Below are 12,794 nucleotides of genomic sequence, written 5' to 3' on the forward strand. Positions count from 1 at the left end.
ATTACAACTCCTCTATCATTCGACGAAGACGGGCGATTTCCCTGCTGATTTCATCGATCAATTCATCCGCCGTCGCCTCAATCCGCGCCTCGATTTGCTTTAAATCGGCATAGACCCACTCATACGCTTCCCGCGCCTCCCCTTGCCAGTACGGAATAGATTCATCGTTGGCGCGATAAAAGCCGCGAATGCCACCTTGAAATTCTTCCATCGCTTCATGCACTTGCCCTTGGTAAGATTGCAAAATGGCCATCGCTGCTTCGTAAGCCCTCCGCTTCATTTCCTTTTCAATCGACTCTACCATCGATGACACTTGGATTCCCCCCCCGTTAAAATGGCGAAATAATAGCTCATACTAGCCGTTCCTGCTGTTTCAAATAAAAACTTTACATCGTCCCTCCATTGAACCCTTTCTTTAAATATACTTAAGGGTTAGCGGACAAATTGTTTCATCCGTGGAACGATAATCACAAAAATCGCCGTAATCAGCCCGAAAACGAGAACTCCAAACAGCCAGAGCAAACTCGATGAATCCGCCGCTTCCTCCTCATTCAATGCGGGTCGAGACGAGGAGGTCAGCTCCTTCGCTGACGAAAACAGCTTTAGCTTTTCTGCTTTCGTCGCGATCGTATTCGTTTCCCATTCCGGCGATAAAAACAACTGCGCTTTTGTCCGCTCAAAAGCGGAAGGCGCCGGTCGCTGAAATGTCAACGGCAACTGTTCTTTCGGCAGCTCTTTTTTCTCGTTTAAAAGCGACTGCTCGCGAATATAGTCCGTACGCAATTCAATTTGTTGCTTCTCATATCGGTTCGGTTCCACCGCCGGCCATTCCTCCGCTTCCACGCCCTTTCCCTCTGTCACTAAAAACAATAGGATAAGAAGGAAAGGGAGCCATCCCCCCCTACCCTTCATGTGTCTCCGCCTCCTTTGGTTGGATGAGGCGATGTTTCAAAAACGGAATGGCCGCCATCAATAATGAAACGACTCCGATCGGTATCACGGCTGAATAAAAACTTTGTTGGTCGCCGTATTGAATCGATATATACGTTTTCGCAATCGGATGCTCGAAATGAAAGTTGGGCAGCACTAAATCGAGCAATGGGGTAATGAAGAAAAGCACAAGCCCAACTCCAAGGATCCAACCGGTAAACGGTCCGATCCAAAATGCCAATCGAACGATTGCAGAACAGAAGAATAACAAAACGATCGTCAGCACACTCCACTTGATGGCTCGAACCTCTTGCATTGGATAAATTTTCAGGCTATAGATATTGATGATTAACCCCACTACTACATTCATCATGAGCAATAGAGCAAGCTGCAACATAAAAGGACTATTAGAATAATAATGAAGGAAGAAGCCGATGAGCATGCCACATAGCAAGACGATGATCAATACTACGACCGGCGGTGTGTACGTCGCTTGTTCCTCCGGCAAATCGCCGCTTATTTGCACAGGGTTTGTTAAATAATCATAAACATAGCCGTTCGCCTGCTGGTCAACCATCGTGTTGTTTAAAAGGCGATAGACGTCGTTTCGAATTTGCTTTGTCGTATTCACATTGGCCGTCCATTTGCCGTTTAATTCGTCCGCTTTCGCCTGAACCGACCCTACTTTTTGATGCAGTTCATTCGTATAATCGGCAATGCGGTCTTGACCTTCCGCAATTGAGGCAATAAGGTTAGAAATTTGGCGCACATCTTGCATCGTGTTTTGCTGCATCGTGATGACAAATTCTCCGTCGCTTCCTCGCCAAACCAATTCAGCTTGTTCTCCCTCGTTTACCGCCTCTTGTAGTTGCGTTGTCACTTCGCTCATCACATCACTGAGTTCCTGCAGCTGACCTATGATCATCTCTTGCATGTTTTGTACGTTCTCATCGTATGCTTGTATATATCCAAGCGTTGTCTCTATAAAGGATTCCGTCCTCTCTTCAGCTGCTTCCGCCTCTTTTAATGAAGACGCTAAGTGTTGTTGCAGCTCGTAAAAATAAGGCGCTTCGCTCTGCACATCTGATAGCATTTGGAAAATGGCATCTCTTTGATTCCAATTCATCAAGAGCTGATCGACCAATTCTTCGTCAAAGTGGGTAGTTTGTTGCACGGCTTCATCAAACATCGACAACCATGCAAAGTAGTCTAGAAGATCCGCTACATTTCGAGTTTGAATCAACGCTGCAAAATGCGAAGCCAATACTTGTTTACGGCTTTCCGGCAACGCCGGCGACGCAAGAACCGTCTGTTCCTTCTCCTTGATTTGCTGCACTATATCGTCTATGGAGTTGACTTCGCCTTCGGTTGATGGCTCGTTCAGCTGCTTGGCGAGTTGCTCGTATTTTTGCTGCCATTGCTGCTGCAAAGCGAGTTGTTGTTGCCACGTTTGTTCCGCTTTTTGTATTTCCGCTTCAAGGTGGCTGATCGAACCTTCTATATTATTCCATATTTCTTGCGGACTCTGCGGTTTTGCCGCTTGCCATTGTGTTTTCAAGGTTGCAAATTGTTGCTGCAACGCTTCCAATAGCTTCGCATCGACTGGTGGCGGCGCTTCAATTGGTGCCGGGTGCTTTGCGCCTGCTTGTTCCGAAGAAGGCGATTGTAGCTTTTGCCGAAGCGCAATGAGCTGTTGCTGCAATTGATCAAGCGTCCGATTGTTGACCTCTTTTTGATACTGACGAACGAAGTCTTTTTGCCATGCCAGCAACTGCTGGAATTGTTCATAAGCTGTTGATTGTTTCAGTTGTTCATTGAAGTTCAGTAGTGATGTGTGGCTTTTGGCTACCGTGTCTCGCAAAGTTGTGATTGATTCGAGCAAATTTTGCCCTTGATATTGAAAATCCGGCTTCACTTTCCATGGCTGCCCGAGCATTGTAGCTATTCGTTCGTTAAACGTTTTTTTGTATTCATCAATTCCCTCTTGCAGAAGCACACTTTGCCGCTGCTGATATTCCTTATATTGACGAACACTGTCAATAAAAGCGGCGACTTCCGCTTCCGCCTCCTCCAACCCTTGCAAAGTGCCAGCTGAAGAATCTTTGGCGTTGTTCGATACCTCGAGCAGTTGCTGTAACATCCCTTTTTGTCTTTTGATCTCTTCAGCAAGTTTGGCTGAGCCAGGGGTATAAAAAGCGTACATTGTCTTCTGGAACGCGATTTCCTTTTCTAAGATGTCGTTGAATTTCTTCCGAATCGCCCCTATCTCTTGCGCTACGTAGCTCCAATAAAGGGTCGACATTTTCTGGTTCATCATGGTTTTGGCTGCTTCGAGTTCTCTTTGCACCCGCTCTCTGTTTTTCGCATCCAAATTCGGCTGAATTTTATACTGCACGGTTGCTTTTAACGGCTGCTTGTCAGTAAACGATAAAATGTTTTGAGAAAAATCAGAAGGCACATACACGACTGCGTCGTATTCGTTGTTTTTCAGCCCATTCTCCGCTTGGCTGCGGCTCACCACCGACCAGCGATAGCTCGAACGGTCGGCAAGGGCGGGAACGATCTCCTTGCCGAAAGAATACGTTTTTCGATCGTATTCCGCCCCGATATCTTCGTTCACGACCGCAATGTGATTGGTCGCCTTTTCTGTTGTTTTCAATGGGTTTTGGCCAATGAAAATAAAGAACAGCACGGGAAGGCTGATTATGAAGATGATCAATCCGATCAATTTCGCGGTTTTCCACTTTCCATTCATGTCCGTTCTCACCTGATCCCCTTATTCGACTTTTGGGATTTGGATCTTTTGGTCTTTTCCGCCGACGACAAAATAGCCAAATCCCGGTTCAATTTCTTGTTCGTTTCTTGTAAAAGGCAATGCAAACAAGCTTTGCTCAGATTTTTTTGTTACGAGAATAGCTTGGCGAATTTGCTTCAGCTCCCCTGTCAAGGCATCAAAACCCTTTACAAACTCACCGGCGTTTCCGGCAACAAAAACATGAAATCCAAGATGACTGTACTGTTTCATCATGTTGGCAATCCGGCTTTGCATGATGCTGTCGGTCTCTTGTTGAAGGCGCAAGAGACTGTCGGCGATCAAGGCAATCGGCGGCCATGCGTGTGCTGCCGTACGGCCTTCGTTTACCGCTTTAATATACGCACTCTCCCGTTTTTGCAGCACAGCATTCGCTTCGTTCAGCCACTGCGTTAGTTTCTCTTTTGCTTCCATATAGGTGACGCCGTCCCGGTTCGCGTAGGCAGCGAGTCCCCGATCAATTCCATCCAACAAGCCGATGCTTTCCGGCTCTTGGACAAGCAAAGCCTCTAAAATGACCTTTACAACGTTTGTTTTTCCTTTTCTTGATTGTCCGACAATCAAGCAGTGCGGATCAGTCCGGATGTTGATCGCCACTGGTCGGACCGTCTGCTCATCAAGTCCGATATGAATGAGTCCTGATGCCTGGTTTTTAACATACGTGTTTGTAAAGACGGCGAAAGGCAACCGCGGCGGAAGCATTGGAATCGGTTCTGGCTTCGGTATGTGTTGATATGCTTCTTTTAATCTTTCAATTTCTCGTTTGACATTTTCGAGCACTTCAATGTCGTCTTCGCCGTCAGCCGGAAGATACATTTGCGTTAAGGCTGCATGCTCTTTTTTCACGAGCGCCCTGCCCGGAATCGGCTCGACCTCATACGGCGTTCGCCCAATCAACGAAAATTTTTCAGAGCTGTCAATAAAGTAATGAACAATTTTCGTTTTTAAATTGTTCGTGAGCGGGGGACGAATTCCGTTCACTCTCGTCGCCGTCAATATTACGAAAATTCCGAGCGATTGTCCGTCTCGCGCATATTGAATCAACTGCGTTTCAAAGTCAGGCATTTCCTCTTTTACAACATCAAAATTGTCAAGCGCCACTATAATAACGGGGAGCTTTTCTTCCGACAGCGCATTATATAATTTAATCGAACTTACTTCTTTTTCCATAAATCGCTGTTTACGCCGCTCCATTTCCTCTTTCATAAATTTGATAAACTTTTCCATTTTCTTTTCATCGTCCAACCGGAAGTAGTCGGCTGTATGCGGCAACTGACGCAGCGGCAATAACGCGCTGTTTCCGAAATCAAAAATGTAATAATGAAGCTGCGCTGGGCTGTATGCGGCCGCAAAGCTTAGAAGCAGCGTCATCGCCGTCGTCGATTTCCCGTATCCTGCCGAACCGAAAATGCCGATATTTCCGTCTTCGATCCATTGATACAAATAATCGGATTGACTTTGCAGTTCGGGCTCGTCTTTTAAGCCGATCGGAAAAGCGGCGGCCTCCGCTGTCACTGACGCCGGGCGCGCCAAGCGAGGCGCAAGCGGCGGAAGCCACGGGCTTGGCAATTTTTCAATGTTGAATTGTTTTTGCGTTTCAATGATTTGCTCGACTACCATTTCAATTTCTGTTTTTGGCTTTTGACGGCTTCGTTTCCGATCGGCCGCCACATTCGACACCGGCACAAGACCTAAATCGGTCACGATATGAATTTCGTCCTCGGCCTCGACTCCCTCTTCCGCATACGGCGCGCCGCTCCATGCGGATTGAAACAGCTCGTATACTTCGTTATTTCCGACTTGCAAATAAGCTCTTCCTGGCACTGTGATCGCTGCGGCATCACCATTTTTCAAAATTTCTTTGCTGTCGTTTGCATCTTGCATTTTTAAGCTGATGCGGAAGCGGGCGTTGCTCCAAATTTGCTCATCGATAACGCCTCGCGGCTTTTGCGTTGCTAAAATAAGATGAACACCCAAGCTGCGGCCGATGCGGGCGGCGCTCACTAATTCGCGAATAAAGTCCGGCTCTTCGCTTTTCAATTCCGCAAACTCATCGGCGATTAAAAATAAGTGCGGCAAAGGCTGTTCCGCCTTTCCTTGTTTGTACAGTTCCATGTAGTCGTTAATATGGTTGACTTCATAGCGGTCAAAAAGGCGCTGCCGTTTTTTCAGTTCGCTGTTAATGGACGCGAGCGCCCGGGCGCTGAAGTTTTTGCTCCCATGAATGTTCGTAATCGTGCCGAGCAAATGCGGAATGTTCTTAAACGGCTGCGCCATGCCGCCTCCTTTGTAGTCGATGATTAAAAAGGCGACTTCATGCGGGTGGAAATGCACGGCTAATGATAAAATGTACGTTTGCAGCAGTTCACTTTTTCCCGATCCCGTCGTTCCGGCGACCAACCCGTGCGGCCCGTGCGCTTTTTCGTGCAAATTTAACTCAACGACATCTTTCCGCCCCTTTAATCCGATCGGCACGGCAAGCGAGCGGGACGTTTGGCGCGATAACCAGTTTTGTGCGATCTTCAGTTCGTTCACACGGCGCGCTTGCATCATTTCTAAAAATGTCACCTTTTCTGGAATCGAGTTATTCATGCCTTTTTGATGATCCAATGAGCGAAGCATTCGCGCAAATGATTCATTTCCTTCCGCTGAATGCTCATCCAGCTGAAACGGAATATGCGCCGCCTTCCGATGCTGAATGACAATCTCTCCTTCCCGCTCGTTAATGTATTGCACGAGCGTATGAACGTTTTCCGTTAAGCTCTCTTTCGTCTCTGAAGCAAAAATAACAGAAATGCCAATGTCCTCGTTTTTTTCTTCCAAATACTCTAAAATCACGTGTTCCGCGATTAACGAACGGTCAGCCACGATAAATACAAAATGAGGGGAGAACCGTTTTTTGTCTTTTTCTTCATCCAAGTCGCGCTCCCGCAGCATCTCGTATATGGACGACAACAATTGGTCGCGCGTCTGCTCGTTGTAAACAAGCCCTTTGGCGAACGAATTCGGCAATTGAAAGTGCGGAAGCCATTTCATCCATTCCCACTGCTTATAATCGTTCTCTGAAAAAATCGCCACAAACCGCACATCGTGGTAGCTGTGGAAAAAAGCGATTTGGCCCACCAACTGCTCGATTTCGCCGTTCACAATGGATCGTTTCCCGACCATTCCGATCGCTCCGCGTGATGCATCAATCGGAAGCGGCACATGTTTAACGGTTTGATATACCCGGGCCATGCGCTGGGCCTGCTCCAACAAATCATCCATTTCCCGGTTCGCCAGATCGCCCATATTCACTGACACTTCATATGCGGCCGGCACGTCGGCCGTTCCGATTCGCACATGAAGGAAATCGGCGCTCTCCGCCGTCCGCTCCCAAATGCGGCTGTTCACTTGCATGACGAACGATTTCATCTGCTCAAAGGATGGAAAATGATAATATAATACGTTTCTCTGTTTCTCGGACAACGCCTGAAGTTGTTCTCGCTTTTGTTCCAAGTAGTTCGTATAAATGCGCTGGCGCTTTTCTTTTCTCGTTTTGCGCGTCTTTTTTTCCCGCCTATATTGCGCCGTTGATGTCACGATCGTCGTCGCAAACATGACAAGTGAAATCAGAATGAAAATGCCCCGCGGCTGAATGAGCGCCACCGCCCCCATTACCAGCAGCATCATAAGCGGCGGCAATACCATCAGCCATAAGCCGCGCGGGTCGCTGTCCCCGTCTTGACTTGGAAATGAAATGCTCACTTTTTCTCTGGGCAACTCATAAATCATACGCGGCGTCCGACGGTATATCGGATATTTTTTCTTCATTTCAGAAAGAGGGGGCATCGTTTCGGTCAACGATGAAACCACCTCTTCGCTGCTCGTCACCGCCAGCAAATCATCTTCGATCAAAACAAACTGCATATATGGGCATAAGAGCACATCGCCGTTTCGCAACGGCGCCGCATCGGCTAGCTGCACCCCGTTTAAAAACAATCGGGCATTGCCGGGAAGAACGACCCATTTCCCTTGATGCTTTCGCAACGAAAAGCAAGCATTCGCTGTCTGAATGTCTGCTTGAGGATCATTGGCGACAAGCACCTCGCTTTGTTGTCCGACATAATAAATCGATTTCCTATGTTCTGTGCTCCAGGCGATTGTCATTTGCCTCTCATCGACGTTAACCGTAATGGAACACCCTAGCTTTAGCTCACCGATCTGCCGGTCCCCTTGTAGAACGGCGAGCGTCGAGCCGTCCGATTTCTTTTCGATCTGGATATATCCGTCGCGAAATGAAAATGCTGAAACAGTCACGTGATGCTCTAACTGATTGCCGATGACAATGGTCTTCTCTTCGTTTGTCAACGAAAATCGTTGACAATATGTTTCATACAAAATCCATAGTTGACTCATACAATCCTCTCCTACAATGTCCACAGCTGCGCATTTCTATTTTTTAGATTCTTGATGGTTGATAGCAGGCGATTCATGAGACGATGGCGTCGTCTCGCCAGATAAATTAGTCGCTGGCGTTGAAGCCGGCAGCTGCTCTCCCCTTGTTCGTTCTTCCTCCAGTGAAGTTTCCGTCTCTTTTCTTTCTCTCTCGTATTCTTCAATTTCTTGGTCAATGTCCTCCAATTTTCGCTGCTTTTCGGCTCCTGACAACTCTGTATCTCCTTTCATTTGCTCGCGGTATTTTAATAGAGCGTACACGATCAAATCCCGGTCCTCCATCGTCCGCGCCAATTCAAGCGCTTCCTCGTTTTGGCCGCGTCCGATGTAAATCCAATACAACATATATGGTTCATCTGTTTTAAGGGTAATATTGTTCAATACCGTTTCACGCTGCTTTTCGGTGAGAGATTCCGTCATGACATAAGAAAAGGCAAGTTCGTACTGAATGACATACGGCATATCTTCAGGCGCATAATCTTCCAAGGCGGTAATGACATCGCTATATTTATTTTGCAAAAACCATTCTGTACCTTGGATATATGCCTCTTGCTTCGGCTGCGCAAGAAAGAACGAATAAAGCACATAGATGATCGCAGGAATTAACAGTCCGATGGCAGAAAAAAATATGTATCTTTGCGCGTTCCATCTTTTTTTGGAAATGTGCACTTGTGACCGTTCTTTTTCCTCTTCTTCATCAGCCCATTTCTCCAAAAACGCTAACAACTCATCAAAATGATCGGCTTGCCATAATTCTTTCGCCATCGGCGAACATTTCAACGTTTCATGAAACTTCAAATATTCGTCAAATCGATATTCCCCTTCCGTCAGAGCGAGCACTGTCGCTTTCACTTCACGAAGAAGGCGCTCGTCATTCCACTCATCAGGTGGCAAGCTTTCCTTCACACCCACATGGAGAAAAAAAGGCTCCAACGCCCGGTTAAACACAAGATTTTCTGGACAGACGATAAGAATCAACCGGCGAGCCGAATGATGCTTCACCTTAGAGACGAGCTGAAGAGCAGCTCTGATGCGAGAGAGCAGCGACATTTTCTTCACCGCCGCAAACGGCAAAAACGATGAAGGTGGTTGAATCACCATTCTTACTTCATCTTCAGATACGTTAATGTCCCGTTTGATGCAAGGATCCGCTTCCTTGATAATCTCTAGTTCTAGCGGATGCTGCATTTTCAGCTTGGCACGCTGAAAGACGAGCACATACGGTTGATCGCCAGTCATAACGGCGTCTACCTGTATTTCCAAATACGTCCTTTTTTCGTTCATAAGCAAAAATGCCCCTTATCTCTTTGTCGATGTTACAAAACTACAATGCGGTCCCCGTTGGTAATACCGCTCGCCTGCAGTGTCGCGCAGCCTGGGAAGACTGCCTGCTTATTTTCAACACGCACCCAGCAGCCTTCTCGCGGTGGCGTCGATATATTTTTTATCTGCCAAACAATCTCTACTATCTTTTTAATTGAATACAAGTCAGATAAGCGGAGGTCTAGTGTATCTTGTGTATAATAGCGAAGGTCAACCGTAACTTGAATATACATAGCTGTCAATCCTCCGATTCTATACATGCTCACATAAAAAATGAGCTTCCCTGTTGCCAACAGCCATTCTCCTATCTGTTCAATGTTTACATAATCTTAGGAGTAATGGCCATGACAGTTAAGGTTTCAAGATGGACAGCATGGAATGTTGTATTTAGCATGCATACAGAAAAAAGCGCCATAATCTTTTGTAAGATTTATAGCGCTTTTTTCCGAATGTCTCTTTATCCGCGAATTTGGCTGGCAATTTGCTGATCGGTTTCTTCCAAAATCGTAGCGGAATTGTGCAATTGCTGTGCCACTTCGTTTAATAGAACCGCCATTTTTTCGAATGATGGACGCAACTCTTGATATTGTTGGATAAATGCTTCACTCGAAGCACCTTCCCAAATCCCTTGAAGCATATGGCTCATTTGATCCAATCTTGCAATTAGTTCGGTGACATTCGAACTCTCGACATTATATTGCCTAGCAACACCACGCAACTCCTCCGGTGTAAGACGAATCACACCTGCCATTTTTCAGTCCTCCTTTAACGGGATCTCTTCTCTTCAATTTTAAACAAGAAAATCATGATTGATCAACAACATAAATACATTTATATAAAAATGAGTATTTTATACCACATTTTATCAACAAAAATCTGTACTTTTTTCATATCCATGTCAACAAAACCTTCTGAAAATAAAAAAACAGCGACTATAGACCTATGTCGCTAGGCTCTAAACAGTTATCTAAAAGCACTTTTGCGTTTCTTTCATTATCCCTGAGAAGTTTTATCCCTTTATTTCTCGTACGATCACATCGTAATACAAAGTAATGTTCTGTCCCCTCATATCGTTGATCATATTCGTATAACGCAGGGCCGCTGTTTTCATGCTATATTGATACATCTCATTCTGCCATTCGTTCTGCCTTTGATATTGGTCGATCACTTTATTGGTTTTATCAGCAATTTTCCCCTGCATGTCCTTCATGGCATCACGGACTACTTGCACTAAATCCCTGTCGCACTCCTTCATTCGATCCAACAGTTGAATAAACCCTTTCGCTTTGTACACCAAATCTTGTTCGATGTCAAACTGGTAAACTATATTCAATTGTCCCATGCCTAACATCCCTCTTTACTCATATCTCAAATCAAAGATATTAGCGATCTGCTCCTCTTTTTCAACCAACTGTTCAACCGATTGTTTGATGGAAGCGATGAGCTCTCTCCCTTTGGCCATCTCCCCTTCGTGGTACGCCAACATTCCTTCAAACCCATCGGCAATCATTGGATCCAACGGCGGAATCGACTGGTGCACCTCAATCCGGCGCAGTACGTATACTTGTTGCGCGTCATAGGTAAAAGACCCCAACAAATGCTGGTAGGCGCTCGGGTTTTGTTCCATGTCTTCAATGCTTCTCATGAGGTCCCGCTTTCGCCTCTCAAAATCTTCGACATACTCTTGCACATAAAGCTGTTTCATGTCGCGCAGCACCGCCTCTTTTTCCTCCATGATCCGCATCCCTTTCTGGTACATGCGCACCGCCAATGACAAGTTCAGGCGGATCTCTTCCGTCCCAACCCGTTGGATCAGAATCATATTCCCGTCCTCATCATACGCTCTCCCTTTCGACCGAGCGAGGGCGTTGATCACTTCATGCAGCGAATGCGCCTGGATGCTCGTGATCGCTGCCTGCCGTACCGAGGACGCCTGTTGGTTGATCGCTTGAAGCCGCGCGATGAGATCCGTAATATAGTGTTGAATGGCTTGGAATGTCGTCCATAGCTTCATCCAAACGAACGGATCACTCCAGGCGAAAGGACCTCTGAGCACCAACCAAACCCCGTCGTCCCGCAGGTCGTGCAGACGCTGCTCGAGCGCATCGACATCTTGCTCGATCTTGTTCCCTTCTTGCCAAATGGCCTCTTTTTGTTCTAGGGTCAGAAAGCCGGCATCGACGAACGCTTGCAGAATCGTCTCTTTCTGTCGCTGCCATATCTTGATATGTTTGAACAATTCGGGAATTTTCTCTTTCATCTCCCCTACCATATCGCTCGCTTTTTCCACGATGTCCGGCGCGTTCCCTACATAATCGCCCACTTCATAGGATTCCAGCGACTCGAGCCATTCGAGATCGACCCCGGTCATCGCCTGCACGACCCCGTCGAATCCTTTTTCATTATATACATCCGCGTATTGCGACAAATAGAGTTGAATCGCCTTGACATCTTCGTCGGAGATGCGGTCGATTACGCTTTTAAGGCTCGTAAACTGATCATTCGTGTCAAGCATGTCGCGATGGCCGATTTCAATAAACCCTCGCGCCCCGCTCACCGCATAGAGCAGATCCTCCTGAGCGGTCAAATGGTGGATCGAATGTTCATCCACGCGCTTCTTATAATACTCCTCCGCAAACGCCTTCAACTCCGCAGGGGGGAGGGAGTAGATGGCGTTGTCATTTTGCACGGACTTAATCTTGAATTTTTCTTCTATTTCCATCCGGAACTCTTGATCTATATACGCTAAATGATAAACACTTGGAGGTGCATCGTTAATCACATAGACTTGATCAAACTTTTTCGCAATGAGCTCGAGCATTTGTGAATGATTGCCGCCTAGCGAATGGCCGAGTCCAATGGCTTGGAGTTTAATAGTCGCTCCTCTCTGTTTTAATTCCTCGTTAATTTTTTGGGTCACTATTTTATCAAAACTCAACGCGCTGCTATATTGTTTTTTGCTTTGCCCCTCAAAAATTCCAAAAATATTATAGGCCCAATCAAGCGGCTTCCATGTATCTTGTTCCCGCTTTTCACTTCCACGGGCGATCGTATATTTTTGGTTAATCCCTTGCTTCTCGTCATAAAAATGAATAATCGTGCCATCAAAGCCGAAATCCTGTCCCTTTTTAAAATCATCTGAATGGTAGACTTTAATATAAGCGGGCGGTTCCTTTCCCGTCTCTTCGATATAAATGCGGCGAATTTCCGCTTCTGTCAAATTTGCATATTCTAACGCCATGATTCTCGCTCGCAACAGATCGGTATTTAACACGAGTTTTTGCGACATAGC

General features: G+C 46.3%; 9 protein-coding genes. All 9 read right to left on the reverse strand.

Features of this window, described 5'->3' with window-relative positions; translation table 11 throughout:
- Position 1: 1 nt before the first annotated feature.
- On the reverse strand, positions 2-313 hold the full coding sequence (locus NST29_RS15680; protein WP_033017773.1) for a hypothetical protein: 312 nt from the start codon (positions 311-313) through the stop codon (positions 2-4).
- 119 nt (positions 314-432) lie between these two features.
- Entirely contained in the window at positions 433-912 is a 480-nt protein-coding gene (gene essA, locus NST29_RS15685) for a type VII secretion protein EssA (protein WP_033017771.1), read from the reverse strand.
- The gene (gene esaA / locus NST29_RS15690) at positions 902-3,685 is read right to left on the reverse strand and encodes a type VII secretion protein EsaA (RefSeq protein ID WP_033017770.1); all 2,784 of its coding nucleotides are present in this window, start codon (positions 3,683-3,685) and stop codon (positions 902-904) included. Before esaA ends, essA begins: the two co-directional genes overlap by 11 nt.
- A 21-nt stretch (positions 3,686-3,706) precedes the next feature.
- On the reverse strand, positions 3,707-8,140 hold the full coding sequence (essC, locus tag NST29_RS15695; RefSeq protein ID WP_033843095.1) for a type VII secretion protein EssC: 4,434 nt from the start codon (positions 8,138-8,140) through the stop codon (positions 3,707-3,709).
- Positions 8,141-8,176: 36 nt separating this feature from the next.
- Positions 8,177-9,463: a type VII secretion protein EssB gene (essB, locus tag NST29_RS15700; RefSeq protein WP_033021723.1), complete on the reverse strand. Its 1,287-nt coding sequence runs from the start codon at positions 9,461-9,463 to the stop codon at positions 8,177-8,179.
- Positions 9,464-9,495: 32 nt separating this feature from the next.
- Positions 9,496-9,735: an EsaB/YukD family protein gene (locus NST29_RS15705; protein WP_033021730.1), complete on the reverse strand. Its 240-nt coding sequence runs from the start codon at positions 9,733-9,735 to the stop codon at positions 9,496-9,498.
- 224 nt (positions 9,736-9,959) lie between these two features.
- Positions 9,960-10,253, reverse strand: coding sequence for a WXG100 family type VII secretion target (locus tag NST29_RS15710; RefSeq protein WP_033021724.1), 294 nt, complete (start codon positions 10,251-10,253; stop codon positions 9,960-9,962).
- A 258-nt stretch (positions 10,254-10,511) separates the two neighbouring features.
- The gene (locus NST29_RS15715; RefSeq protein WP_061912391.1) at positions 10,512-10,844 is read right to left on the reverse strand and encodes a hypothetical protein; all 333 of its coding nucleotides are present in this window, start codon (positions 10,842-10,844) and stop codon (positions 10,512-10,514) included.
- 15 nt (positions 10,845-10,859) lie between these two features.
- Positions 10,860-12,791 carry a DUF6792 domain-containing protein gene (locus NST29_RS15720; RefSeq protein ID WP_172418683.1) on the reverse strand — a complete coding sequence of 644 codons (1,932 nt, stop codon included), beginning with the start codon at positions 12,789-12,791 and terminating at the stop codon, positions 10,860-10,862.
- Positions 12,792-12,794 lie beyond the last annotated feature (3 nt).

This window comes from Geobacillus sp. FSL W8-0026 (assembly GCF_037966255.1).
GTDB lineage: Bacteria > Bacillota > Bacilli > Bacillales > Anoxybacillaceae > Geobacillus > Geobacillus icigianus.